The organism is Nocardia spongicola (assembly GCF_047200775.1).
In the GTDB taxonomy this organism is placed as follows: Bacteria; Actinomycetota; Actinomycetes; order Mycobacteriales; family Mycobacteriaceae; genus Nocardia.
Genome location: NZ_JBJZOO010000001.1, coordinates 949,484 through 974,942, shown reverse-complemented (window position 1 = coordinate 974,942; position 25,459 = coordinate 949,484). Strand labels below are relative to the sequence as shown.

Here is a 25,459-nt window from a genome sequence, read left to right as displayed (position 1 = left end):
CGCAGCACAGGGCGCACGCCCCTCGGTCACTCACCGTCGATACAGCTTGACACGGGTGCGGCGCTCTCGGTTTCCACTCGGCCGAAGTGTCTCACTACGATGGACCCGCACCTGGTCACACCGTTCGGGTGCCGGAGTCGTCGAAAGGAATCCTGTGCTGCGCACCCACGTGGCTGGTTCGTTGCGAAGCGAGCATGCCGGTCAGACCGTCACTCTCACCGGCTGGGTGGCCCGGCGACGTGACCACGGTGGGGTGATCTTCATCGATCTGCGGGATGCCTCCGGTGTGGCGCAAGCGGTGTTCCGCGAGGGGGTGCCTGCCGAGCAGGCGCACCGGCTGCGCGCCGAGTACTGCGTACGTGTCACTGGCACCGTAGAGCTGCGACCCAGCGGTAACGAGAACCCGGAGCTGCCAACCGGCAGCATCGAGGTGAACGTCACCGAGCTGGAGGTCTTGAACGAGAGCGCCCCATTGCCGTTCCAGCTGGACGAACAGCCCGGTGAGGAAGCGCGCCTGCAGCATCGCTACCTGGATCTGCGTCGTGCGGGCCCGGCGCAGGTCATGCGGCTGCGTTCCAAGGTCAACGCGGCTGCTCGCGCGGTGCTGGCCCGCCACGAATTCGTCGAGGTGGAAACACCGACGTTGACGCGATCCACCCCGGAGGGCGCCCGCGATTTCCTGGTGCCTGCCCGCCTGCAGCCGGGGAGCTTCTACGCATTGCCGCAGAGCCCACAATTGTTCAAACAGTTGCTCATGGTCGGCGGTATCGAACGGTACTACCAGATCGCGCGCTGCTATCGCGATGAGGACTTCCGTGCCGACCGTCAACCGGAGTTCACCCAGCTCGATATCGAGATGAGCTTCGTGCGCCAGGAGGATGTGATCGGCCTGGCCGAGGAGATCCTGGTCGCGTTGTGGCAGCTGATCGGCTATGAGATTCCCACGCCGATCCCACATATGACCTATGCCGAGGCGATGCGGCGCTTCGGCACCGACAAACCGGACCTGCGCTTCGCAGTGGAGATCACCGAGTGCGCCGAATATTTCGCCGACACTCCGTTCCGGGTCTTCCAGGCGCCTTATGTCGGTGCGGTGGTCATGCCGGGCGGTGCGAGCCAGCCGCGGCGTCAGCTCGATGCCTGGCAGGAATGGGCGAAGCAGCGCGGCGCCAAGGGACTGGCCTACGTCCTGGTGAACGAGGATGGCACCCTGGGCGGTCCGGTTGCCAAGAACCTCAGCGACGCCGAGCGGGAAGGCCTGGCCGAACATGTCGGCGCGGTACCGGGTGACTGTGTGTTCTTCGCGGCAGGTCCGGCGAAGGCGCAGCGGGCGCTGCTCGGGGCGGCACGTGCCGAGATCGCCCGCAAGGTCGGGCTGATCGACGAGGATGCCTGGTCGTTCGTGTGGATCGTGGATGCGCCGCTGTTCGAGCCGACCGCCGAGGTGACCGCGAGCGGCGATGTCGCGGTGGGGCACTCCGCTTGGACCGCGGTACACCATGCGTTCACTTCACCGAAGCCGGAGTCGCTGGAGACCTTCGACACCGCGCCGGATTCGGCGCTGGCCTACGCCTACGACATCGTCTGCAACGGCAATGAGATCGGTGGCGGCTCGATTCGTATCCATCGCCGCGATGTGCAAGAGCGGGTATTCAAGGTGATGGGTATCAGCCATGAGGAGGCGCAGGAGAAGTTCGGCTTCCTGCTGGATGCATTCGCCTTCGGCGCCCCGCCGCACGGTGGTATCGCTTTCGGCTGGGACCGGGTCACCGCACTGCTCGCGGGCGAGGAATCGATTCGCGAAGTCATCGCCTTCCCCAAGACCGGCGGCGGCGTCGATCCGCTGACCGATGCGCCCGCGCCGATCACCGAGCAGCAGCGCAAGGAAGCCGGACTGGACGCCGAGCCGGAACGGAAAGCCGCCGCGGACGTCCAGACCGTGTCCTAGATTCTTCGGGCTCTTCGACCGCGCGGATACTCCGCGGGCTCGCTCCGGTCGGTGCCGATCGGCACCGACCGGAGCGAGGTCGGGAACGAGTATGGTGCGACCCCAGAGGACACCGTATTACCCCTGATGGCAGACGCCACCGGTGAGCACCCGGTAGGCGTAGGTCACCGCGATAACGGTGACCGGACCCGCGATCAGCAGGCCGAGGCCACACAGTAGTGCCCCGAGGAAAGTCAGCACCGCTACCGCGAGGGCGAGCAGGAACACCTGTCCGGCATTGGCGAGTACCAGGGCACAGCTGGACTTCAGCGCTTCGAGTGGACCCTGGTTCTGATCGATGACGAAATGCAACGAGAACATGCACAGCCAGCCCACGATCAGACCGGGCAGGATGAACAACGCTAGGCCGAGAAACGACGCCGTGGCCGCGAGTAGCGCGGTGAGCAGGACATTTCCCGCATTCACCGCGCGAAAGTACGCGCCGAAAGGAGGTGGGGTGCCGTCGGTTTCGTATAGCGCGCCGCGCACCATGGCCGCTTGCAGCAGCCATACCGCCGCCATGACCGCAAGGAAAATGAACAGCACCGCCAGCGTCGTCGCCGGGTCGGTGAGCTGCACCACGAGCAGGAAGGCCAGGTAGATGACCATGCCTACCGCCGTCACCGCGATCCATGGCCCCGGATTGGCCCAGAATTTCGTCCAGCCGTAACTGAGCGCTCGCCCCACGTCGAGCGTCGTTGGACCGGGTGCAGCCTGCTGGTAGCCGTAGGCAGGCTGCTGCGGTGCAACGGTGTCTCGGGGCGCCGAGCCAGGTCCTGGATCCGGTGAGCTGTGTCCTGCGTGCGGTGCGCCCATCGGAGCTTGCGGCTGTGACGGTGCGCTGCTGTGTGCCGACGGGCCGTACTCTGCGAATCGGGGATCCGCGAATCCGGGATCCGCCGACCGTGGGTGGTCTGCCGTGTCCCCTGTCTCGTCGGAGCTCCGGCCTGCTCTCTGGTCCGGGTTCGGCGGGTCCTGGCTTTCGTGCTGTCCGGGTCGCGCTGTGAATCGCTCGTCACTTGGGGGAGAAGTGTCGCCGGCCGATCGCTCCGGTGGGGAAGCCGGTGTTCCGGTCACGCATAGACCCTTCCGCTCGGTCGGCTTGCGGTGTGGCGCACGATAGTTGACGATGAGAAAACCCGAAGGACGCACAGGTGTCAAGCGCCCCGCTGACCACTGTCCGGCTGCGCCGGAGACACGCCGGGCGACGCGGAAAGGTTGTGTAACCGCTCGCTAGAAGTGACCCGATGCGAGTAGCTTGAGAGGCGATGACCGCACTATTGGCCGAACGCGCCGCCGAAGTCGTTTCCGCAGCGCAACAGTTGCTCACAAAGCGAATGGGTGCTCCGGTAAAGCTGAGTGATCCGATCGAGCTCAGCGGTAGCGGCAGGACGACAGTCCTCCGTGTGCGGGTAGCCGAGAACGCTTTCTCGTTACCGCGCACGCTGATCATCAAGCAGCTTCGCGGGTCAGCACGGGACCGCAGGGTCGGTGGCTTGGCGCCCGGTGTCGCCAGCGTCGATTCCGCGTTTCTCCGGGAGACCGTGTCGTATCAGTTCACCACCGCGCTCAGCCGGGAACAGCGGCCGGGTGCGTATCTGGTCGCGCACAGCCTCCCCGATCGGTTGCTGATCCTCAGCGATCTCGGTGAGAACTCCCCACTGACCACGGTCCTGCGCTCCGGCGCAGAGCCTGCCGTTCGTAACGCGCTGATGGCGTTCGCGCAGGCACTGGGCCGGATGCACGCCGCGACTGTGGGGCGGGAGGCGGACTTCGTCGCCTTGCTACGCCGGGTCGATGTGGCGCACCGGGTGGACGGTATCGCGCAGCAGGCCGAATCGGCGATCACCGAAGTACCGGGGTTGTTGCAGCGAGAGCTTGGTATCGAGGTGCCAGGTGAGGTCGCCGAGCGGATCGTGCACGGCAATCGGCTGTACTCGGCGGGCCGGTTCCGCGCGTTCAGTCCATCGGATCTGTGCCCGGATAATTTGATCTTGAATGACGAGGGCGCCCGGTTCCTCGACTACGAATGGGGTGGGTTCCGTGATGCCACCCTGGATATCGCCTATGTGCTGGTGTCCTTCCCCGGTTGCCTGTGCGATATCGAACTCTCGCGTGAACGTGCCAAGCAGATGGTGGAGGCCTGGCGCTCGGAGGTCGTTGGGGTGTGGCCCGCGTTGGCCGATGACGACCTGCTCGCTCAGCGCATTCTCGAGGCCAGACTGATCTGGGTGTGGCTGTCGACCTATTGGTTCCTGCCCGCCGATCACACCCGAATCGCGTCGGCGCGGGAACACGGGCTGTCGGTGCCGCGTTCGGCGGCGTTGATCAATCGCTGGGCCGCCCTCGCCGAGGACGCGCGGTGCACGGGTGACGACATTGTCGGAGATTTCGCAGAGGATGTTTCGGCGCGGCTGGAAGAGCACTGGTCGGAATAGGTTCCCGACGCTGTTCTCGTTCGATGCGAAGGTGGATCACCCCGGCTGTGTCGAACCGGGGTGATCGGTATACGGCGTCTGTGGTGCGTCCGGGTGCCGATGGCCGGGAGCCGGGTCCTCGCGGGCGGCTTCGGCCGCACGGTATGCGATGAACTCAGCTGAAGGGGCCGGGACGTTGTTCGAGCCTGCCGCCGGAGCGTGCGGCGAAAGAGGCACCATGGCGTACCGCGGAGTTCGGATCTGTCACGTTCAGCACGTAGTACCAGTCCATCTGCACGTGTTCCGCGGTGACTTCCAGCACACCGTAGCCATGGGAATCCAGTTCGGCATAACGCATGTGCCGGTTGACCGTCTTGACCGATTCGGCGATCGGCGCGGTGCTCGCTCCCAGTATGTCGCCCAGGCTGCTCGAGGTCACCGAGGGAACGACGAATTCGGTACCGACCGTCTCGCCGCCCGGATAGTGCGCTGCCTCGACGGGCAGGTCCGCGGCCCAGGAGGAATGGATATCGCCGGTCAAGAAGACCACATCGGAGATCTGCTGTTCGGTGATGGTGCGGAACAGCCGGGTGCGATCGGCGGTGTAACCGTCCCATTGGTCACCGTTCACCGATAGGCCGGACCGCGGTATGCCCATGGTGCCGGTGATCGCCGCTGTCGTGGTCGGCTCGAGGGGTGGGAAGACCAGCGGGGCGATCATGACCGAGTTGCCGACCAGCTTCCAGCGCACCGGCGCGGAGGCGAGGCCCGCGGTCAACCACTCCATCTGCGCTTTGCCGGTGATTGTGCGCGCCGGGTCGTCGGCTACTCGCCAGCCCGCACCCGGTGTCGCCTCGTGATCGCGGTAGCTGCGCAGATCCAGCATGGACAGTTCGGCGAGGGTGCCGAACCGGAGCCTGCGGTAGAGCTGTACCTCGGCGCCGGATCCGGATCCGGCCGCGCGGACCGGCATCCACTCCAGATATGCCTGCGCGGATGCGGCCCTGCGGCCCGGCCAGCTGCCTTCGGTGAAGGGATTGTGGTTGTTCGCGCCGCCGGACCAGGAGTTGTCCGCGGATTCGTGATCGTCCCAGGTGCAGATGAACGGCACTGTGGCGTGCAGGCCGAGCAGATCCGGATCGGTTTTGTACTGTGCGTGCCGGATGCGGTAGTCGGCCAGACTGATGGTTTCGGTGGCCGGTTCATGCGGGCGCACGGTGCCCGCGCGGCCGCCGTACTCGCCGTTACCGTACTCGTAGAGGTAATCGCCCAGGTGCACGATCGCGTCCAGGTCGCCGCGATCGGCCAGATGACGATAGGCGCTGAAGTATCCGGCTTCCCAGTTCGCGCAGGAGACCACGCCGAATCGGAGGCGGTCGGGGGACTGTTCGGCAGCGGGCGCGGTTGTGGTGCGCCCGACCGGGGAAGTCTGGCCCAGTGTATGGAAGCGGTAGAAGTATTCGACCGCGGGAGCGAGGCCGGACACATCGATCTTGACGGTGTGATCGGCATCCGCTGTGGCCGTCGTGTTTCCGGAAGCGGTGATCGATGCGAATCGTTCATCCGTGGCGACTTCCCAGCGGACTGCCGCCGGGTCGCCGAGGCCGGAGCCGGGGGTGGCCTCATCGGAGACGGTGACCCTGGTCCAGAGGATCACGCCATCGGGAAGCGGATCACCCGAGGCGACCCCGTGCCGGAATACCAGTGGCACCGCACCCGCCTGCCCGGTGCCGAGCACCGCGGTAGCGGCGACGGCTGCCGCACTGCCCTGTAGGAGAGCGCGCCGAGCGAAGCGTCCGGTGGTTCCCTGATTTGAAACGAACACGTTTTCGGTCACGCCAGTGATCTCATAGGAAGTACTGGTGGTGCGCAACTCGAGGTCCCGCGCTGTGGTATCAGGGGCCTGTGCCGGGGAACCGGTCGTCGGCGGGATGTCTGGACAGGACGGAGCGCTGTCCGGGTGGCTGGGTAACGTTCTGCTGGTGAGCGATGGTTTATTCGATGTGCCGGGTACCGCCACGCCTACAGAGTCCGCTATCGACGCCGTGGTGCGCAGGGACCAGGGGGCGCCCTTGGCGGTGCGGATGCGGCCCGCCGAACTGGCGGAAGTGGTCGGCCAGCAGCATCTGCTCGGCCCCGGCTCGCCGCTGCGGAGGCTGATCGAGGGCTCGGGTGCGGCATCGGTGCTGTTGTACGGCCCGCCCGGTACCGGGAAGACGACCCTCGCCGCGCTCGTCTCGCAGGCGACCGGCCGCCGCTTCGAGGCGCTTTCGGCTCTCTCCGCCGGGGTCAAGGACGTGCGCGCGGTCATCGATACGGCCAGGCGCAGGCTGGCGTCGGGTGAGCAGACCGTGCTGTTCATCGACGAGGTGCACCGTTTCTCCAAGACCCAGCAGGACGCGCTGCTGGCCGCGGTGGAGAACCGGATCGTCCTGCTGGTCGCCGCGACCACGGAGAATCCTTCGTTCTCGGTGGTGTCCCCGCTGCTGTCGCGCTCGCTGGTGCTGCAATTGCGGGCGCTCACCGAAACGGATATCCGGCAGGTGCTCACCAGGGCGCTCACCGACCCACGCGGCCTCGGCGGCCGGTATACCGTCACCGAGGCCGCGCTGGAGCACATCGTGCGGATCGCGGGCGGTGACGCCCGTCGTGCACTGACCGCATTGGAGGCCTCGGCCGAATCCGCCTCCGATGGCGTCGTCGATGTGGACCTCGTCGAGGCGAGCTTGGACCGGGCCGCGGTCCGGTATGACCGCGCAGGCGATCAGCACTACGACGTGACCAGTGCGTTCATCAAATCCATCCGTGGTTCGGACGTCGATGCCGCGCTGCACTATCTGGCCCGCATGCTGAGCGCGGGTGAGGACCCGCGCTTCATCGCCCGCAGACTGATGATCCACGCGAGCGAGGACATCGGCATGGCCGACCCGATGGCGTTGCAGACCGCGACCGCCGCCGCACAGGTGGTGCAGCTGGTCGGTCTGCCGGAAGGCAGGCTCGCGCTGGCACAGGCCACGATCCATCTGGCGACCGCCCCGAAGTCCGGTGCCGTGGTGGCCGCGATAGACACCGCGATGGCCGATGTCGCCGCGGGTAAGGCGGGGGCGGTACCCGCACATCTGCGGGATGGCCACTATCAGGGTGCGGCCGCGCTCGGTAATGCCGTGGGATACCGATATCCGCATGACGAGACCGACGGTGTGCTCGCTCAGCAATACCCGCCGGACGAGCTGATCGGTGTCGACTACTATCACCCCACCGGGCACGGTCATGAACGGGAGATCGGTCCCCGAGTCGATAAGTTGCGCCGCATCGTCCGAGGTTGACCACTGTGCCCTCAGCGGTGGGATGGACGCGCCAGGACCGCCGGTCGCTGAATAATCGCGTGCACCGCCCCGGTAGGCTGGACAGTTGTGCAGACCCACGAGATTCGACGGCGTTTCCTGGACCATTTCCTTCGGGCAGGGCATACCGAGGTGCCGAGTGCCTCGCTGATCCTGGCCGATCCGAACCTGCTGTTCGTCAACGCGGGCATGGTCCAGTTCAAGCCGTATTTCTTGGGGCAGGAAGAGCCGCCTTACCCGCGGGCGACCAGTGTGCAGAAATGTGTGCGCACCGGTGATATCGAAGAGGTCGGCGTTACGACGCGGCATAATACGTTCTTCCAGATGGCGGGGAATTTCTCCTTCGGTGACTACTTCAAGGAAAGGGCGATCGCCCTCGCCTGGGAGCTGATCGCCAAGCCGCAGGAGGAAGGCGGTTACGGCTTCGATCCAGAGCGGATCTGGGTGACCGTGTACCAGGACGATCCGGAGACCGCCGAGATCTGGCGGCGGGTCGCGGGCATCCCCGAGCAGCGTATTCAGTTCCGCGACGGCAAGGACAACTACTGGGACATGGGTGTGCCGGGTCCGGGCGGGCCGTGCTCGGAGATCTATTACGACCGCGGGCCGGAGCACGGCCGTGACGGCGGACCGGTCGCCGACGAGGACCGCTACCTCGAGATCTGGAATCTCGTCTTCATGCAGGACGTGCGCGGTGAACTGAGCCCGAAGCAGGGACATTCGCCGGTCGGGTCGCTACCGAAGAAGAACATCGACACCGGTATGGGTGTGGAGCGGATCGCGATGCTGCTGCAGGGCGTGGACAACGTCTACGAGACCGATCTGCTGCGCCCGATCATCGGCAGGGCCGAAGAGCTGTCCGGCCGCAGCTACGGCGTGCGGCACGACGACGACGTGCGCTTCCGGGTGATCGCCGACCATGTCCGCACCGCTGCCATGCTGATCGCCGACGGCGTGAATCCGGGTAATGACGGCCGCGGTTATGTGCTGCGGCGGCTGTTGCGCCGCATCGTGCGCTCGGCTCGCCTGCTCGGCGCCGAGAAGCCGGTGATGGGCGAGTTCATCAAGGTCGTCAGCGATCTGATGGCCCCGTCCTATCCTGAGCTGACCACGGATTTGCGGCGCATCGAGACCGTCGCCGTGGGTGAGGAGACCGCGTTCCTCAAGACACTGAACACCGGTTCCGTCTTGTTCGACAACACCGCTGCCGGGGTGAAGGCCAAGGGGGGCACCACGATCGCGGGGGCGGACGCGTTCACTCTGCACGATACCTACGGATTCCCGATCGATCTGACCTTGGAGATGGCTGCCGAGGCCGGGCTGTCGGTCGACGAAGAAGGCTTTCGCTCGCTCATGGCCGAACAGCGTCAGCGGGCCAAGGAGGACGCTCAGGCCCGCAAGCACGCGCACGCGGACCTCACGGTCTACAGGGAACTGGTCGATCGCGGTGCCACCGAGTTCACCGGTTTCGACGAGCTGGCCACCGAAGCCACCGTGCTCGCCCTGATCGCCGATGGCGTGCGGGTGCCCGCCGCGACCGCGGGCCATGACGTCGAGGTGATCCTGGATCGCAGCCCGCTCTACGCCGAATCGGGTGGTCAGATCGCCGACCGTGGTTCGATCGTCGCCTCCTCCGGCCTGAAACTGCGGGTGAACGACGTACAGAAGATCGCGAAGAAGCTGTGGGTGCACAAGACCACGGTGGAGCAAGGCCAGATCACCGAAGGCGATATCGTGCTCGCTCAGGCCGATCCGGCTTGGCGGCGCGGTGCCACCCAGGGCCATTCCGGTACGCATATGGTGCACGCCGCGCTCCGGCAGGTGCTCGGCCCGAACGCGGTGCAGGCGGGTTCGCTGAACAAGCCGGGCTATCTGCGTTTCGATTTCAACTGGCAGGGGCAGCTGTCCGAACAGCAGAAGGCCGATATCGAAGCCGTGTCCAATGACGCGGTCGGTGCGGACTTCCCGGTGAACACCTTCGTCACCGATCTGCCGAAGGCCAAGCAGATGGGCGCGCTCGCCCTGTTCGGTGAGAACTACGGCGCCGAGGTCAGGGTGGTGGAGATCGGCGGCCCGTTCTCCATGGAGCTCTGTGGCGGCACCCATGTGCAGCATTCCTCGCAGATCGGACCGATCACGGTGCTCGGTGAATCATCGGTCGGCTCAGGGGTGCGGCGGGTCGAGGCGTTCGTCGGTCTGGACTCCTACAAGTATCTGGCCAAGGAGCGGGCGTTGCTGGCAGGCGTCGCCGCCGGTCTGAAGGTGCCCTCGGAGGAAGTGCCTGGCCGGGTGGAACAGCTCGTGGAGCGGCTCAAGGTCGCCGAGAAGGAGCTGGAGCGGACCAAGCGGGCCGCGGTGCTATCCGCGGCGGCCGAATTCGTCGACGCGGCCGAGCGGATCGGGCCTCTGCTGCTGGTCGCCGTGGCCGCGCCGGAAGGGGTGCCCGCGGGCGATCTGCGGACGCTGGCCACCGATATCCGTGGTCGGTTCGGCACCGAGCCCGCGGTAGTGGTGCTGCTCGGCAATGCCGATGGCAAGGTGCCGTTCGTGGTCGCGGTGAACAAGCCCGCCCAGGAACTCGGGATCAAGGCCGGGGATCTGGTCGGTAGTTTCGGCCCGAGCATCGCGGGGCGTGGCGGCGGTAAACCGGAGCTGGCTCAGGGCGCAGGTTCGGACCCGTCCGGTATTCCGGCCGGTCTGGCCGCGGTCCGCGCCCGGGTGGCCGAACTGGCCGGGTGATGGACGACTCCCACGAACAGGAAAGATCCGTGCGGCCCGATGCCGACCACCCGGACCCGGCTACCGATCCCGGGCGCGGCAGGCGGATCGGGGTCGATGTCGGCAGTGTTCGGATCGGGGTCGCCGCATGCGATCCCGACGGCATTCTCGCCACGCCGGTGGAGACCGTGCCGCGCGCGAAACAGCGGCAGCGCTCGCCCGTAGCGCCCGATATCGGAAGAATTGCCGATATTGTGCGGGAATACGAGGCTGTCGAGGTCATCGTCGGACTGCCACGAACATTGCGCGGTGATAAGGGGGTTGCCGCTACGCTGGCCATGGAATTCGCTGATCGATTGCGGAATGCTATTGCACCGGTTCCGGTCCGGCTTTCCGACGAACGTTTGACTACGGTGTCAGCTGCACGTGCATTGCGGGACAGCGGTGTTCGAGCGCGTGGCCGGCGTCAGGTCATCGATCAAGCGGCGGCGGTGGCGATCCTGCAAGGATGGTTGGACGAACGGAGTGCGGTGTTGAGCTCGGTGGAAACGGCCCGTCATACGTCGTCGGGGGACGATATATGACCGATCGGTGGACGCGGGCCGAGGAACTTTTCCGTCAGCGTGAAGCTGATCGGCGGTATCGCAGAGATGAGAGTGCCTGGGCTGGGCACGATGACGACACCACGATCATTCCGCGTTATGTCGAAGACGGTTATGTCGAAGACGGTCATGCGGAAGACGATCATGTCGCGGATGGTTATGCCGAGGGCAGTCATGCGGCGGGTGGTTATGTCGCGGACGGTGGTTATGCCGAGGACGGTGGTTATGCCGAGGACGGCGAGGAGCCGCCTGCGCCGTCTGCCCCGCAGCACGGTGGCCGGCGTCCCCGGGCCGGTCGGCAGCAGGAGACTTCGTCGCGTTCGAAGCACCATCGGACGGAGCGTTCCTCTGGCACGCGGCACGGCAAGCGTTCCCGTGCTGTTTCGCGCAAGGTCGTCGAACGCCAGCGCAAGCGCAAGCACCTGTGGGTCGTCGCCGGTGTGTTCGTGCTGTTGTGCACCGGTGCGGCGGTCTTCGCTGGGATGAAATTGACCGGCGGTCCGAGTGCGCCCGCGGATTACGCGGGTGCGGCCGGACCGCTGGTGGTGGTGCAGGTGCAACCTGGGGAAACCTCTCAGCAGATCGGCGCGACCATGGTCGAGCAGGGGGTGGTCGCGAGCACGGCCGCCTTCTTCCAAGCTGCCGTGAGTAATTCGGATATGAGCGCGGTGCAGCCGGGCTACTATGCGATCCCCAGTCACATCCCTGCCGTGGAAGCGGTGTCCGCGCTGGTCAGCAGTTCCTCGCGGGTGGGCAATGTGGTGGTGTCGGAGGGGCGTCAGCTGCATGATCAGCACGATGTGAACACCGGCGCGCGGAAGGAAGGCATCTATCGCAAGATCGCCGAAGCCAGCTGCATCGGAACCGGGCCTGCACGTACCTGTGTGACCTATGAACAGCTCGACGCCGCGGGCGCAGGCATGGATCTGGCCGCGCTCGGGGTGCCGACATGGGCCGAACAAGATGTCCGCAATGTCCCGGATCGCCGCAGACAACTCGAGGGATTGATCGCTGCGGGCACCTGGAATTTCGATCCGAGCGGTACGCCGGAGCAGATCCTGCGGCAGTTGGTGACCGCGAGTGCGCGCAGTTACGAGGACACCGGCTTGCTGCAGTCAGGGGCGGAGAACACGCTGACCCCCTATCAAACGCTTATCGCGGCCTCGCTGGTCGAACGGGAAGCGCTGCCGCAGGACATGTCCAAGGTGGCCCGTGTGATCGTGAATCGGTTGCGGATCGATCAGCCACTGCAGTTCGACTCGACCGTGAACTACGCCCTGGATACCACCGAGGTCGCGACTACCGACGCCGACCGGACCGAGGTCACTCCGTGGAACACGTACGCCATGGCCGGTCTGCCCGCCACACCGATCTCGTCGCCCTCACTGAACGCGTTGCGCGCCATGGAGAAGCCGGAGCCGGGGCCGTGGCTGTACTTCGTCACGATCGACAAGCGTGGCACCACCTTGTTCGCCGAAAGCTATCAAGAGCATCTGCGCAATACCGAGAAGGCTTTGCAGAGCGGAATTCTCGACAGTGGCCGGTAAACGTAAAGCGGCGGTACTCGGTAAGCCGGTCGCGCACTCGCGTTCCCCGCAGCTCCACTCGGCCGCTTATCGTGCGCTCGGACTGGACTGGACCTATACGCGCATCGAGTGTTCGGCCGAGGAATTACCCGGACTGGTCGATGGACTCGGGCCCGAGTGGGTGGGGCTCTCGGTGACCATGCCGGGCAAGGAAGCCGCGCTGGCCTACGCGCAGGAGCGGACCGAACGCGCTGCCCTGGCCGGATCGGCCAATACTCTGATCCGCACCGCGGACGGCTGGCGGGCCGACTGCACCGATGTGGACGGTGTGCTCGGTGCGCTGCGCGGTGCCGGTATCACCGAGGTGGCCGAGGGCATGGTGCTCGGTGCCGGTGGTACCGCGCGGCCCGCGTTGCTGGCGCTGGCACAGCTGGGTGCGACATCGGTTACCCTGGTCGCGCGCGACGCCCTGCGCGCGCGGGGTGCCCTGGAACTGGCGGAACAACTGGGCATGACCGCGTCCATGATCGGCTTCGAGGCTGCGCCTATCGGTGCGGTCTGCGCGCGAGTGGGGGCGGTCGTGAGTACTATTCCGGCCGCCGCCGCCGCGGCAGTCGCGGACTCGGTGGCAGCGGCCCCGGTGGTTCTCGACGCGATCTATGATCCATGGCCGACGCCATTGGCGCAGGCAGTCGAGCGTGCGGGCCATACAGTGGTCAGCGGATTGCAGATGCTGCTGAACCAGGCATACGGACAGGTCGAGCAGTTCACCGGGCAGCAGGCACCGCGGGCCGAGATGGCTGCCGCGCTGACGGCCTCGGACTAGCGACCTCCCCGCATCGAATGCCGATGCGGGGAGGAAAATTCGGCAGGAAAACCGAGACGAGCTCTAGCTGAGACCCAGGTCTCTCGGGTTATGGTGTTCGGCATGATTGCTTGGGTACTGCGGTCGATTGTGCTCGGCGCGCTGGTGGTGGCGTTGCGTGTCGTGCTCGGGTTCGCGATGGTGTACTGGCCGACGCACGGTGCGCAGATGCGCGCCCTTTCGTTGATCGCGCTGCTCGCGGCCGTTGTGGTGTGGGGGTTGTTCGACGGCCGCCGCAACCGCGCCGCGGACTCCGGTCGCGGCCCTGATCTGACCATGCGCTGGTTGAAGGTCGCTGTGGCAGGTGGGGTCGGCAGCGGCCTGGTTGCCTGGTTGCTGGACTTTCTGCCGCGTTTCGACCTCGGTGACAACGGTCTGCTCTTCGAAGTCACCGCGGGTGCGTCGTTCATCATCCTGTTGATCTTCGTGCCCGCGTCGATCGGTATCGGTATCGGTCGGCTGTTGGCCGAACGGAAGGCAGGCAAGGGCCGTTCGACCCCGCCGTCCCTGCTGTCCGCCGCGGGCACCGCGATCTGATCCGGCGTCACTCACCGGACCACGTGCTATAGCAGAACCGCACTATTTCCTGGATCGTCCGTGCGGGCGACTGCCGCGTACGCGGCGGCCAGCAGGGACGGATCGGGCCCTTCCAGCCGCCCCGGCTTGGCCAGACCGTCGAGTATCACAAAGCGCAGTACCCCGGAACGAGTCTTCTTATCGGTCTGCATGGCATCGAGCAACGCGGGCAGCGCATCGGCATCGTAGCCGGTCGGTAATCCGACAGCGGACAGGATGGTGCGGTGCCGGTCGGCGGTGGCGTCGTCGAGGCGGCCTGCGAGGCGTCCGAGCTCGGCGGCGAACACCAGGCCGACGGCGACTGCCGCGCCGTGCCGCCAGCGGTAGCGTTCCCGCCGCTCGATCGCGTGGCCGAGGGTGTGGCCGTAGTTGAGGATCTCGCGCAGGCTCGACTCTTTCAGGTCGGCGGCGACAACATCGGCTTTCACCTGAATTGCCCGGCGGATCAGCTCGGGCAGCACCTCGCCCCTCGGATCGAGAGCGGCCTCCGGGTCGCGCTCCAGCATATCGAGAATCACCGGGTCGGCGATGAATCCCGCTTTGATGATCTCGGCCATGCCCGCCACGATCTCGTGTCGCGGCACCGTTTCCAGCGTGGCCAGGTCGACCAGTACCGCGGCGGGTTCGTGGAAACAGCCGACGAGGTTCTTGCCCGCCTCGGTATTGATGCCGGTCTTACCGCCGACCGCCGCGTCGACCATAGCGAGCAAGGTGGTGGGTACATGCACGATGCGTACACCGCGCATCCAGGTCGCGGCGACGAAACCGGCCAGGTCGGTGGCAGCGCCACCACCGAGGCTGACCACTACATCGTTACGGGTCAGACCGATACGCCCGAGTACCTCCCAGCAGAACCCGGCAACAGCCAGATCCTTGCCGGCTTCCGCATCCGGAATCTCGATGCGGTGCGCGTCGATACCGTTGTCGGCCAATGCCTTTCGCACTACCTCTGCGGTCTCGGCGAGCGGTGGCTGGTGGAAGATCGCCACGGTGCGCACGCCGGTGCTCGCGCCGCTGACCGACTCGACGAGTTCGCCGAGCAAGCCGCGGCCGATGATCACCGGATACGGGTCGGCGGTCCGGACTTCGAGACGAGTCGGCTCTGTCACGTGGTTCACTCCGATTCTGTTGGTGGTGTCGCCGGCTTCCGCCTGCGTGCTCGTGCGCGGGCCCGCTTGGCTCGGCCGCCTGTTGCTTCCCCGCTGCTCATGTTGTTCTTATCGCTGGATTCACCCGTGGTGACGCCTTGCTGGGCGCGTCTGGATCGGGTAGCCGCGGATACCCCTGGATTCGGTGTGGCGCCGGCCTCGGCGGCCCCGCCCTGCTCGAGCAATCTGCGCCGGGCGGCTGCCCTGGCCCTGGCGCGCCGTCGGGCCCGAGTCCGGCTACCGCCCTGCGAGTTTGTGCCGGACGATGGCCGCAGACCTGGCTTGGGCACGGTGGGTGCCGCGGTCTCCATGCCGAGCTTGGTCATGATCATCCGTACCACCCGCCCCGGGCTGCGACCATCGGTACGTACCCGGACGGTGGCCACTTCCCGGTAGAGCGGGCGGCGGATGCGCATCAGCTCGCGGTATTTCGCGCCGGGATCGGCACCGTTGAGCAACGGCCGCTGCGTGCTCGCTCCGGTACGCCGAAGCCCTTCGGCCACACTGATTTCCAGATACACCACGGTACGGTCGCGCAGCAGTGCCCTGGTGTTCGCGGACAGTACGGCACCGCCGCCGAGCGAGACGATACCGCGCTCGCCGAGCAGGGCTCGGCGTACCACCTGTTCCTCGATCCTGCGGAACTCGGGTTCGCCGTCTTCGGCGAAGATCTCCGGGATCGTTCGACCGGTTTCGTGCTCGATCCCCGCATCGGTGTCGTACAGCTCGACTTGGAGTTCTCTGGCGAGCTTGCGGCCGATCGTGGACTTTCCCGCCCCTGGCGGTCCGACCAGCACCACGCGCGGGGCACGCGGATCGGTCTGCACGATCATTGCGACCGACTACCCGCGGGCACGTGGGGGCGGGCGCCGATGCGATTCAGGTAGCCCGCGATGTTCTCGGATGTCTCCAGCAGCGAGTCGCCGCCGAACTTCTCCAGCGCGGCTTGCGCGACGACCAGTGCCACCATGGATTCGGCGACCACCCCCGCGGCGGGAACCGCGCATACATCCGAACGTTGGTGGATCGCGACGGCTTCGTCGCCGGTGGTCATATCGACGGTGGACAGTGCGCGTGGCACGGTGGAGATCGGCTTCATCGCCGCACGTACCCGCAGCGGCTCGCCATTGGTCATCCCGCCTTCCAGCCCGCCTGCCCGATTGGTGGAGCGCAATACCCCGTCGGGTCCTGGCCGCATCTCGTCGTGCGCCTGGCTGCCCCGCCTGCGTGCGGTCTCGAAGCCGTCGCCGACTTCGACGCCTTTGATGGCCTGGATGCCCATGAGCGCGGCAGCCAGCCGCGCATCCAGCCTGTTCTCACCACTGGTGAACGAGCCGAGGCCTACCGGAAGACCTTCGATGACCACTTCGACCACACCACCGAGCGTGTCACCGTCCTTCTTGGCCGCTTCGATCTCGGCGATCATCGCCGCTTCCGCGTCCTTGTCGAACGCGCGCACCGGACTCTGGTCCACCGTGGCGAGATCGGCTGAGGTCGGTGCGATACCCGTCGAATTGTGCGCGGCGCCGATCGAGACCACATGCGAAACCACTTCCGCGCCGAAGGCTTGACGCAGGAAGTTGCGCGCTACGGTGCCCGCGGCGACTCGGGCCGCTGTCTCCCTGGCGCTGGCGCGCTCCAGCACATTGCGGGCGTCGTCGAAGTTGTACTTGAGCATGCCGGAATAGTCGGCATGGCCGGGCCTGGGCCGGGTCAGCGGGGCGTTGCGCGCCAGATCGGCGAGTTCGGCCGGATCCACCGGATCGGCGGACATCACCGTAACCCACTTCGGCCATTCCGAGTTGGCCACTTCGATGGCCACCGGCCCGCCCATCGTGCGTCCGTGCCGCACGCCACCGATGATGGTGACCTTGTCGGCCTCGAATTTCATCCGGGCGCCGCGGCCGTATCCCAGCCTGCGTCGAGCCAGCTGAGTGGAGATCTCCTCGGATGTCACCTCGACGCCTGCCACCATCCCCTCCAAGAGGGCGACAAGGGCGGGACCATGGGATTCTCCAGCAGTTATCCAACGCAGCACGCCGTTCATCCTCCCATGTGGACCCCGGTGCCCTGGAATGCGGCCCGGCATGACGAAGCGCACGCCGATGGCGATCGGAACTCGGCAGGACGGTCGGCGGACGCTGAGGTCGGAGCAATCCACCGCGCTGCGCTGTGGTGCCGTGGCAGCCGAACAGTGGGCTCCGGTCTCCGAATTCGTGCGCCGTGTGTGTTCTCGGTCCGTGCTCGCCATGAGTTCAGCAGGTAAGCAGGGGCGATGACCACAGTGCAAGCAGGGTCGCCAGACACATCGCGGGTCCGTGCGGCACGGTAACCGAGCGATCGGCCTGCCTGCTGTCGTCGGCGGCGAGTAGGCGCCTGCCTGCCAGCACGCCTACCGCGACGCACGCCGTGAGCACCGGTGCGCCGAGCGCCGCCCAGGTCCATGCCTCGGCGCCGCCGAGCGCAGCCGCCCCGCCGAGTGCCACCGCCAGCTTGACATCTCCCGCGCCGAGCGCGGCGGGCACGACCAGGTGCACCAGCAGGTACGGCACCGACAGCAGTGCCGCACCGAGCAGAGCGCTGGTGAATTGTCCGGTGATCAGGGCATACCCGAGTACGGCCAGCGAACCGAAACCGGTCAGCCGGTTGGGTAGTCGCCGGCTGCGGATGTCCAGCGTGGTCAATACCGTGCACCATACGGCGAAAACGGTGAGCGCGAGCGGGGCCATGCCACCACCTTCGCCCGATCTCGATGTCGCAGGGCCGCGCCCGACCGAAATGTGCATAACACGACCGCTGTGCACAACACCTGCTCGGTGCTGGTGGTGGCACCAGATGAAAAGGACGCCTTCGCTCGGGCATCGCGTGATTCTGGGCCGCTGCACGGCGCGCGGAGCACGTATTGCGCGTCGGCCCGCGCGGCGGCGGTAGTTTTGACGTATGTGTGCTGATCGCCAGGACCATGTGCCCGACTACGCGGCTCGACGTAGCGCGCTGCGCGGCCTGTTGGTGGAGAACCGGGTGGATGCCCTGCTGGTCACCGATCTGGTGAACATCAGATATCTGACCGGATTCACCGGCTCCAACGCCGCGTTGCTCGTGCACTCCTGGGATACGCGCGCCGCAGAGGACCGCACGGTGATCGGCACCGACGGCCGGTACCGGACCCAGGTCACCGAGCAGGTTCCCGACCTGAGATCGGAGATCGCGCGGGCCACCACCCGCCGCATCTTGCAACTGGCGGGGGAGTGGCAGCTCGGCCGGGTCGGTTTCGAAAGCCAGGTCGTCACGGTCGAGCAGCACCGCGGCTTTCTCGAACAGCGCACCGGTCTGGAGTTCGTCGCGACTCCAGGACTGGTCGAGCAATTGCGCATGGTCAAGGACGCTTATGAGGTCGAGCAGTTGCGCGCGGCCTGCGCCGCGGGGGATGCCGGCCTCGCCGCGCTGCTGGAGCGGGGCGGGTTGCGTCCCGGTCGTACCGAGCGCCAGGTGGCCAGAGACTTGGAGTGGGCCATGTTCGAACACGGCGCCGAAGCGGTGTCGTTCGAGACCATCGTGGCGGCCGGGGTGAATTCGGCTGTTCCGCATCACCGCCCGACCGGTGCGGTGCTGGCGGCGGGGGATTTCGTCAAGCTGGACTTCGGCGCGGTAGTGGGTGGCTACCACTCCGATATGACCCGCACCTTTGTGCTCGGTGCACCCACCGACTGGCAGCGCGAGGTGTACGCGCTGGTCGAAGCGGCGCAGCGCGCGGGGTGCGCGGCACTGCGGCCGGGAGCGCCGGTGGCTGATGTCGATGCCGCCTCGCGGTCGGTCATCGAGGAAGCCGGACACGGCAAGCTGTTCGTGCACGGTCTCGGACACGGGGTCGGGTTGCAGATCCACGAAGCACCTGGAATCGCGAAAACCGGAACCGGTACACTCCTTCCTGGCGTGGCGGTGACCGTCGAACCAGGTGTGTACTTTCCCGGCCGCGGCGGGGTCCGGATCGAGGACACGCTCGTGGTGCGCGAAGGGGGCCCGGAGTTGCTCACCCACACCAGTAAAGACCTGACCGTCGTCGACTGACGCCGGTATGCCGAGGCGCGGTAGCGGCAACGACAGTAAGAGAACCACCAAGCGGTAGAACACCGGGCGGTAGCACACCGAACGGTAGAACAAGGAGATCCGAAGACAGTGGCGGACACCAGCGACTTCAAGAACGGCCTTGTGCTGAAAATCGACGGTCAGCTCCAGCAGATCACCGAGTTCCAGCACGTCAAGCCGGGCAAGGGCCCCGCCTTCGTGCGGACCAAGCTGAAGAACGTGGTGTCCGGCAAGGTGGTCGACAAGACCTTCAACGCCGGTGTGAAGGTGGAGACCGCCAATGTCGACCGGCGCGATATGACCTACCTCTACCACGACGGCACGGACTACGTCTTCATGGACGGCCAGACCTTCGACCAGATCTCCATCGCGGAGGAGACCATCGGCGCGGGTGCCCGCTTCTTGCTGGAGAACATGACCGTGCAGGTCGCCACCCATGAGGGTGTGCCGCTGTACGTCGAGCTGCCGGTCTCGGTGGAACTGGAGGTCACCCACACCGATATCGGTCTGCAGGGCGACCGCTCCACCGGCGGCACCAAGCCCGCCACCCTGGAGACCGGCGCCGAGGTGCAGGTTCCGCTGTTCATCAACACCGGTGACAAGCTGCGTATCGACTCGCGTGACGGCAGCTACCTCGGCCGGGTCAACGCTTGATCGCCGGATCAGGCGATCCGGGGATGAGGTGACCGTGGCGGACCAACCTGTGGACAAGAAGTCCACGTACAAGAAGCTCGGTACACGGCACAAGGCGCGCCGTCGCGCAGTCGATCTGCTGTTCGAGGCAGAAGCCAGAGATGTCGACGCCGCCGAACTACTCGGCGAGCGTGTTGAGCTGGCCACCCGGGACCAGGCGGTCGCACCGGTGCACGCCTACACCCGCACCCTGGTCGAAGGCGTTGCCGACGATCTGGACCGGGTGGACGGCACCATCGAATCCTATTTGCAGGACTGGACTCTCTCGCGGCTTCCTGCCGTAGATCGCGCGATCCTGCGTATCGCCGTATGGGAGCTGTTCCACGCGACCGACGTTCCCCCGGTTGTCGCCGTAGACGAGGCAGTGGAGCTGGCCAAGGAGCTGTCCACCGACGACTCGCCTTCCTTCGTCAACGGGGTGCTCGGACAGGTTGTCCTGGTGGCGCCGCAGGTGCGTGCCGCGGCGGCCGCGACACGTGCGCCGCGACAGGAGCCGGAGGCGTGAACAAATATCTCGTGCTGGCGATGCGCACACCACGCTTCGACGCCGCCGTGATCGAACCGCACCGGGAGTTCCTGCGGTCGCTGCAGGACCGTGGGCAGCTGCAGGAGAGCGGCCGATTCACCGACGGCACCGGCGGCGCGTATATCGTCTACGCCGATAATCTGGACGCCGCGAGAGAGATCGTGCTCGCTGATCCCGTGCACACGACAGGCGCTTCGGAACTCACCGTTCACGAGTGGGAAGTTACCGCTGTGCACTGAACACGGTTCTGCCACAGGCGCTTCCGTGGTCATTCAGCTGCGGTCCGCGCACTGCTCTGTGTTCGTGCCCCCGGATGTGCTTTCGGGCGCGTTGGTCCCGTCCACAGGTATGCTCCGGTTCATTCCGGAGTGTGGCGTTCGATCCGGAGCAGGAAGTGCCGCAGCGTTGTTCGGTACACTGCGGGTTGTTCCTGTGGGGTGGGTATATGGATGACCAGCGGGAGCGGACCGGGAACCGGGTGGCTCCGTAAGAGCATCCACCTTCGCGCACAGTACTTCTCGTTTCCGTCCTTCTCCGTGCGACACTGCCTTTATCCTGGTGGAGACCACAGGTGAGGGTGGAGCTGTGTGGCACGATTGCTGAGCTGGACGCGGGACAATATCGATGGTGTCGCCGCATTGGTCCTCGCCCTGGTGGTGGGCCTGTTCGCGGTACTCGGTCTGATCGATGCCGACATAGTGGGCGGGGCTGTGCTACTGGTGCTCGGCCTGCTGGTGACCATGGCACTGCGCGATCGGCGTCTATCGTCGAAAGCGATGCGTGACGCGTCGTCGGTGCGATTGCTCTACGGATCGGCGATCGAGCACGAGCACGCACTGGCTCGCCGCAACACCGAGCAGTGGATCTTCAAGGGCGGGACCGGCATCTCCATTCGGACGGTGACGTTGCCCGACTGCGTGGAGAACGCGCGGCGGGAACAGCGTCCGCTGCGCGTACAGGTGGAGATCCTGGACCCGGCCGACGACATGCTCTGCAAGACCTACGCGCAATTTCGTTCCACACTGGTCCCGGAGGCGGATCGCACCGGGGAACAGTGGACCACCGAGCGCACCAGGAAGGAAGCATTCGCGACGGTACTGGCCGCCTGCTGGTATCGGCAGCGCTTCACCTTCCTTACCGTCGATGTGGGGCTTTCGTCGGTGATGACGACTTTCCGTTGGGATCTGTCGTCCAGCTGCGCGATCATCACCCAGGCGAATCCGAACACACCCGCGCTGCTGTTCGAGCGAGACAAGCCTTATTACCGGGACCTTCATCGTGAGCTGGTGGCCGGTTTCAAGCAGAGTCGCCAGATTCAGCTGAGCCGCGGCGAGGAACTGCCGCTATCCGATAAGCCGACCGTCGAGCAGGTGCGCAGGCTGTTCGACGAACTCGCCCTGCCGCTTCCGGATTCCTTCACCGATCGTGATGTCGCCGATATCGCGCGCCGCGCACTGCAACCGAGGAATCCGCACTAGGTCGTGGCCAGCAGTGCCGCGACGGCGGTGGCCGTGGCGACGACAGCGAGGGCGAGGCCGGTCGACACGAAACGCATCATCGGGACGCGGATATGGTGGGTGCGGCAGAACTCCAGGCACAGCAGGGTGGCCAGCGAAGCCCACGGGGTGATGATCGGGCCGATATTGGTTCCGATCAGCAGCGCAAGCAGCTGCTCCTCGTTCTGTGTCGGGACCACCGCCTCACCCGCGGTGTAGGTGGGGAGGTTGTTGGCGAGGTTGGACAGGGCGGCGCCCGTCGCGGCGGCCCGGTAGGCGCCGGACCCATCCGGCTCGGTGCCGATCAAAGTGCGCATCAGGTCGGCGAGACCGAATCGGCTCAGGGTGGGCACCACGAGGAACAGGCCGATCACGAAGACGAGCAGTCGCCACGGGATGAGTGACAGCCGTAACGCACCGCGGTCGAAGACCGCGAAGGCTGTCACCGCGACAGCCGCGGCGAGGGTGGCCGCGAGACCGATCCGGTCGCCGACCAACGGGATCGCGACGATGAACAACAGGCACGCCCCCGCGGTGGCGAACCGCAGCGCGCGTTCTGGAAAGTTCGCCGGGTGGATCGGTTCGGGCAGTAGGTAGCGGTCGGTCTCGCGGTGCCTACGCCGCCAGTAGCACAGCCACAGGAATACCATTGTCGTGCCGATCGAAACCAGCTGCGGTGCCCACATTTTCGCGGCGAAATCGGTTGCGGACAGGGCTATCCGATCAGCGGCGAGCAGATTGGTGAGGTTGGATACCGGCAGCAGCAGACTGGCGGTGTTGGCCAGCCAGAGCGTGGTCATGGCCAGTGGTAGTGGTGGAATCCGCGCTGGACCGGCCAGCGCCAGCATTACCGGGGTGATGAGCACCGCCGTGGTGTCCAGATTCAGCAGGATAGTGGTGGCCGAGGCGAACAGTACGCACAGGAAGAACAGCACCGGGTAGTGACCTCGACCCAGAATCGCCAGGCGATGGGCGATGGCGTCGAAGACCCTGGCCTGCCTGGTGAGCTCGGCCAGCACGATCACGCTGCTGAGAAACAGCAGCAAGGGGCCGATGCGGCGCATATTCGCGACCGCTTCGTCCCGGGGCAGCAGCCCTGTGACCACGCACAGCAGACCGGCCAGCAACAATGCCAGCCGGACCCGGTCCAGAACGCTGAGCCGTCGTCGGGCGCAAGCTACCGGCATCCGGCCAGGTGTGGGTGGCTGCCGGTCGGCGGGCTCGATCTGTTCGGGCACATCCGCCATCATGGCAAGGCGATGGGACGTGGTTACCGCTCTGGCGTCGAGTGCGCCGCTCGAGTCGGCCGGTGGATGGCGGTCCTTCACCTCATAGCGCCGCGACAGGCGCGGTGGCGACCCAGCCGGCGACGACCGCAGAACCGGTCGGCCGGTGCACGGCGAGAAAGCCGAACGGCCGGTCGAACGCAACGGAAATGACAGTCGCATGGTGCTGCCGCAGCGGCGCGCTCACCGCGCGTACGGTCAACGCGGTCACCGCCGCGGCCTCGAAACCCTCATGGCTGAACCGGGCGAGGACCTCTTGGGTTCCTCGGCCGACACAGAGCGGTACGGGTGAGATCGCGGGAAAATGACCACGAGTGCAGTCGGTGGCGGCGGCCAGGCCGAACAGCTCGGCTCCGGCGAGCAGATCGTGGGTGGAGCGGAGCTCGAAGGAGGGCAGCCGAACCCGCAATTCGTCGGCGTTCGAGCGGACTACCGCGGTACGTACCGTGAGCCCGGGGCCTTCGGTTCCGACGGGAAGGTCGGTGCGGATCGGTACCGTCGCCGATAAGGCGTCCAGACCCGTGCCGAGCACCGTGCCCGGCGTACCCGTACCGAGCAGCAGGTGGACATCGAGGTCATCGACCCCTTCGACGACGACCCGAGTGACAGGCGCAGGGGCATCCACTATCGCGACGGCCGACAGGTCGGCGCTCGTGCGGAACAGCCCGTGGCAGTGCTGCCCCCGCCACGGACCGTCTTCCGGCAGCAGCGTCCCGACATCGAAGGGTGCGCGCCAGCGGGTCTTCGCGACAAGTGCGGTGGCGAGTACCAACAGCGTGTCGGGGTCGACCGTGAGCGGAAACCGTTCGACGAGACCATCGGTATGCCCGGCCGCCCAGCGATCCAGCGCGACCTGCCCGGTCAACCGTTCGACGATCCCCGAGGGCAGCCGGTCGGACCACGTCTGGTGCAGCGGGAGATCGCGGTGCACCCATATGCCGAGTGCCGCTGCTACCGAATCCGCGCGGTCGAGATCGCGCAGCAACCGCAATGCCGCCTCCTCCCCGGACGCCGCGGATATCCCGAGCGCCGCCGCCAGCTCCTCCCGTGCCGGTCCCTCTGCCGCGGTGGCGAGCATCGCCGGCAACGGCCACACCCCCGGGCCGGACACCACGAAATCACGCTCACCCAGTTCCGCGCACCACCGCGCGGTGAGCGCGTTGGCCGCCAGGACCTGGGGCTCCAGGGTGGTTCGCATCGCCCCACCCTAGCCACGGCCGGGCTGGTCGGCGGTGGCTATGACGCGGCAGGCTCCGGGCGTAACACGATTTTTCCCAGCGGGTCCGCTCTTCGAGCAGGCGGTGCGCGTGGCTCACTCGGCCCAATGGCAGCACCGCCTCGACACTGCTCACCGCATGGCCTGATCCGCCTGTGTCACAGGCGTGGACCCGCGATCAGCTGTGCGACAGGATGGCGTCGAAGCGCTCGTCCGCGCGGTCGAGCTGGTCGAGAATGTGTTGTCGTACGTGGTTGGCCAAGGGGGTATCCGGCCGGGTGACCAGGTCGCGGTATACCGCGGTGAGCGGCCGATATTTGGCGGCGAGCTTGGGCATCGCGGGCCCGGTGGCGTAGAGGATGCCCACGCCGTTGTCGGTGAAATCGGACAGCTTGATGATCCGAGCCCACGGGTTGCGGTCCAGATTGGTCGCGACGTGCTCGCGATACTGGGTCTGCCGATCGCGTGCCGGATCGGGTGCCGGATTGGTCACCGCGGCGACGAGCTCGGCCACTCGTGGACCGAACCGGTCGGTGAGCGTGCCAAGCGCGGCGTCGACGGTCGCGCCGGGGCGGTCGGCGGCCAGTTCGGTGGCGTGATCCTCGACCGAATCGTGCAGCAGGCTCGCCGCGACTACATCGGGATCCTGGATCTCGTAGTGGCTGATGACCCGAATCGCCACCCGGAGCAGATGGCTGAGATACGGTTCGCGCCCGTATCGATCGTCGCGGTGCAGTTCGGCCGCGAGATCGAGCGCCTCGGTGAGTCGTGTGGTATCGGGCAGCTCGGCGATTTCCAGCAGTAATCGTTCCCGAAGCCCGGTCTCGCCGTAGACCTCGCTGATCGTGTGCAGCGGCATGACCGCCAAGACTCCCGCCCCTGGATTGCTCATGATGCCAGGCTACTGGGGTGTGCCGCCCGGCATCGCGGTATGCGCCGTGGCTTCCCGGTGGTTCCGCTCACAGTGCGATAT

Annotated in this window: 21 protein-coding genes and 1 pseudogene; 13 read left to right on the top strand and 9 right to left on the bottom strand. The window is 66.4% G+C overall.

Annotated features, from left to right (window positions below; all coding sequences use genetic code 11):
- The first annotated feature begins 154 nt into the window (after positions 1-154).
- Positions 155-1,948, top strand: coding sequence for an aspartate--tRNA ligase (gene aspS, locus ACL02S_RS04195; protein WP_412800913.1), 1,794 nt, complete (start codon positions 155-157; stop codon positions 1,946-1,948).
- 117 nt (positions 1,949-2,065) lie between these two features.
- Here the strand turns inward: aspS and ACL02S_RS04190 are convergent, their stop codons facing one another.
- Positions 2,066-2,803 carry a hypothetical protein gene (locus ACL02S_RS04190; protein WP_412800912.1) on the bottom strand — a complete coding sequence of 246 codons (738 nt, stop codon included), beginning with the start codon at positions 2,801-2,803 and terminating at the stop codon, positions 2,066-2,068.
- 452 nt (positions 2,804-3,255) lie between these two features.
- Between ACL02S_RS04190 and ACL02S_RS04185 the strand changes: the two genes are divergently transcribed.
- Entirely contained in the window at positions 3,256-4,425 is a 1,170-nt protein-coding gene (locus tag ACL02S_RS04185) for a phosphotransferase family protein (protein ID WP_412800911.1), read from the top strand.
- 154 nt (positions 4,426-4,579) lie between these two features.
- Here the strand turns inward: ACL02S_RS04185 and ACL02S_RS04180 are convergent, their stop codons facing one another.
- A complete protein-coding gene (locus tag ACL02S_RS04180) occupies positions 4,580-6,241 on the bottom strand; it encodes an alkaline phosphatase D family protein (protein ID WP_412800910.1) in 1,662 nt (553 codons plus the stop codon).
- Positions 6,242-6,335: 94 nt separating this feature from the next.
- Between ACL02S_RS04180 and ACL02S_RS04175 the strand changes: the two genes are divergently transcribed.
- The 6 genes from ACL02S_RS04175 (at position 6,336) to ACL02S_RS04150 (ending at position 13,996) form a co-directional block, all read left to right on the top strand.
- Entirely contained in the window at positions 6,336-7,730 is a 1,395-nt protein-coding gene (locus ACL02S_RS04175; protein WP_412800909.1) for a replication-associated recombination protein A, read from the top strand.
- 87 nt (positions 7,731-7,817) lie between these two features.
- The gene (gene alaS, locus ACL02S_RS04170) at positions 7,818-10,487 is read left to right on the top strand and encodes an alanine--tRNA ligase (RefSeq protein WP_412800908.1); all 2,670 of its coding nucleotides are present in this window, start codon (positions 7,818-7,820) and stop codon (positions 10,485-10,487) included.
- Positions 10,487-11,050, top strand: coding sequence for a Holliday junction resolvase RuvX (ruvX, locus tag ACL02S_RS04165; protein ID WP_412800907.1), 564 nt, complete (start codon positions 10,487-10,489; stop codon positions 11,048-11,050). Before alaS ends, ruvX begins: the two co-directional genes overlap by 1 nt.
- The gene (mltG, locus tag ACL02S_RS04160) at positions 11,047-12,615 is read left to right on the top strand and encodes an endolytic transglycosylase MltG (RefSeq protein WP_412800906.1); all 1,569 of its coding nucleotides are present in this window, start codon (positions 11,047-11,049) and stop codon (positions 12,613-12,615) included. Before ruvX ends, mltG begins: the two co-directional genes overlap by 4 nt.
- Entirely contained in the window at positions 12,605-13,420 is an 816-nt protein-coding gene (locus ACL02S_RS04155; RefSeq protein ID WP_412800905.1) for a shikimate dehydrogenase, read from the top strand. Before mltG ends, ACL02S_RS04155 begins: the two co-directional genes overlap by 11 nt.
- 102 nt (positions 13,421-13,522) lie before the next feature.
- Positions 13,523-13,996, top strand: a complete 474-nt coding sequence (locus ACL02S_RS04150) for a B-4DMT family transporter (RefSeq protein ID WP_412800904.1) — start codon at positions 13,523-13,525, stop codon at positions 13,994-13,996.
- A gap of 26 nt (positions 13,997-14,022) precedes the next feature.
- On the opposite strand, the gene aroB is transcribed toward ACL02S_RS04150, so the two are convergent.
- The 4 genes and pseudogenes from aroB to ACL02S_RS04130 all read right to left on the bottom strand — a co-directional run bounded on the left by aroB (position 14,023) and on the right by ACL02S_RS04130 (position 17,912).
- Positions 14,023-15,144, bottom strand: a complete 1,122-nt coding sequence (gene aroB, locus ACL02S_RS04145) for a 3-dehydroquinate synthase (RefSeq protein WP_412800903.1) — start codon at positions 15,142-15,144, stop codon at positions 14,023-14,025.
- Between the two features lie 353 nt (positions 15,145-15,497).
- Positions 15,498-16,016 (bottom strand): annotated as a pseudogene (locus ACL02S_RS04140) (shikimate kinase); the annotation flags it as partial.
- Complete coding sequence (gene aroC, locus ACL02S_RS04135; protein ID WP_412800902.1) at positions 16,013-17,221, bottom strand: chorismate synthase; 1,209 nt, start codon at positions 17,219-17,221, stop codon at positions 16,013-16,015. The gene aroC and the pseudogene ACL02S_RS04140, both read right to left, overlap by 4 nt.
- A gap of 217 nt (positions 17,222-17,438) precedes the next feature.
- Positions 17,439-17,912 (bottom strand): prepilin peptidase, encoded by a 474-nt coding sequence (locus ACL02S_RS04130; RefSeq protein ID WP_412800901.1) that lies wholly within the window; start codon positions 17,910-17,912, stop codon positions 17,439-17,441.
- A gap of 211 nt (positions 17,913-18,123) precedes the next feature.
- Here ACL02S_RS04130 and ACL02S_RS04125 point away from each other — a divergent pair, with 211 nt between their 5' ends.
- The 5 genes from ACL02S_RS04125 to ACL02S_RS04105 all read left to right on the top strand — a co-directional run bounded on the left by ACL02S_RS04125 (position 18,124) and on the right by ACL02S_RS04105 (position 21,966).
- Positions 18,124-19,251 (top strand): M24 family metallopeptidase, encoded by a 1,128-nt coding sequence (locus tag ACL02S_RS04125; protein WP_412800900.1) that lies wholly within the window; start codon positions 18,124-18,126, stop codon positions 19,249-19,251.
- A 108-nt stretch (positions 19,252-19,359) separates the two neighbouring features.
- Complete coding sequence (gene efp, locus ACL02S_RS04120) at positions 19,360-19,923, top strand: elongation factor P (protein WP_412800899.1); 564 nt, start codon at positions 19,360-19,362, stop codon at positions 19,921-19,923.
- Positions 19,924-19,957: 34 nt separating this feature from the next.
- Complete coding sequence (nusB, locus tag ACL02S_RS04115) at positions 19,958-20,467, top strand: transcription antitermination factor NusB (protein ID WP_412800898.1); 510 nt, start codon at positions 19,958-19,960, stop codon at positions 20,465-20,467.
- Positions 20,464-20,727, top strand: coding sequence for a YciI family protein (locus ACL02S_RS04110; RefSeq protein ID WP_412800897.1), 264 nt, complete (start codon positions 20,464-20,466; stop codon positions 20,725-20,727). The genes nusB and ACL02S_RS04110 overlap by 4 nt, the downstream gene beginning before the upstream one ends.
- Before the next feature lie 348 nt (positions 20,728-21,075).
- Positions 21,076-21,966 (top strand): hypothetical protein, encoded by an 891-nt coding sequence (locus tag ACL02S_RS04105; protein WP_412800896.1) that lies wholly within the window; start codon positions 21,076-21,078, stop codon positions 21,964-21,966.
- On the opposite strand, the gene ACL02S_RS04100 is transcribed toward ACL02S_RS04105, so the two are convergent.
- The 3 genes from ACL02S_RS04100 to ACL02S_RS04090 all read right to left on the bottom strand — a co-directional run bounded on the left by ACL02S_RS04100 (position 21,963) and on the right by ACL02S_RS04090 (position 25,378).
- Entirely contained in the window at positions 21,963-23,231 is a 1,269-nt protein-coding gene (locus ACL02S_RS04100) for an SLC13 family permease (protein ID WP_412801100.1), read from the bottom strand. The two genes, ACL02S_RS04105 and ACL02S_RS04100, sit on opposite strands and share 4 nt — an antisense overlap.
- Before the next feature lie 82 nt (positions 23,232-23,313).
- Positions 23,314-24,468 (bottom strand): serpin family protein, encoded by a 1,155-nt coding sequence (locus tag ACL02S_RS04095; RefSeq protein WP_412800895.1) that lies wholly within the window; start codon positions 24,466-24,468, stop codon positions 23,314-23,316.
- A 196-nt stretch (positions 24,469-24,664) separates the two neighbouring features.
- Positions 24,665-25,378, bottom strand: coding sequence for an HD domain-containing protein (locus tag ACL02S_RS04090; RefSeq protein WP_412800894.1), 714 nt, complete (start codon positions 25,376-25,378; stop codon positions 24,665-24,667).
- Positions 25,379-25,459 lie beyond the last annotated feature (81 nt).

Coding starts and splice junctions, on each gene's coding strand:
- ACL02S_RS04190 (WP_412800912.1), bottom strand. CDS start 2,803: ATGGGCGCACCGCACGCAGGACACAGCTCACCGGATCCAGGACCTGGC.
- ACL02S_RS04185 (WP_412800911.1), top strand. CDS start 3,256: ATGACCGCACTATTGGCCGAACGCGCCGCCGAAGTCGTTTCCGCAGCG.
- ACL02S_RS04175 (WP_412800909.1), top strand. CDS start 6,336: ATGTCTGGACAGGACGGAGCGCTGTCCGGGTGGCTGGGTAACGTTCTG.
- ruvX (WP_412800907.1), top strand. CDS start 10,487: ATGGACGACTCCCACGAACAGGAAAGATCCGTGCGGCCCGATGCCGAC.
- mltG (WP_412800906.1), top strand. CDS start 11,047: ATGACCGATCGGTGGACGCGGGCCGAGGAACTTTTCCGTCAGCGTGAA.
- ACL02S_RS04150 (WP_412800904.1), top strand. CDS start 13,523: ATGATTGCTTGGGTACTGCGGTCGATTGTGCTCGGCGCGCTGGTGGTG.
- ACL02S_RS04130 (WP_412800901.1), bottom strand. CDS start 17,912: ATGGCCCCGCTCGCGCTCACCGTTTTCGCCGTATGGTGCACGGTATTG.
- ACL02S_RS04125 (WP_412800900.1), top strand. CDS start 18,124: ATGTGTGCTGATCGCCAGGACCATGTGCCCGACTACGCGGCTCGACGT.
- ACL02S_RS04100 (WP_412801100.1), bottom strand. CDS start 23,231: ATGGCGGATGTGCCCGAACAGATCGAGCCCGCCGACCGGCAGCCACCC.
- ACL02S_RS04095 (WP_412800895.1), bottom strand. CDS start 24,468: ATGCGAACCACCCTGGAGCCCCAGGTCCTGGCGGCCAACGCGCTCACC.
- ACL02S_RS04090 (WP_412800894.1), bottom strand. CDS start 25,378: ATGAGCAATCCAGGGGCGGGAGTCTTGGCGGTCATGCCGCTGCACACG.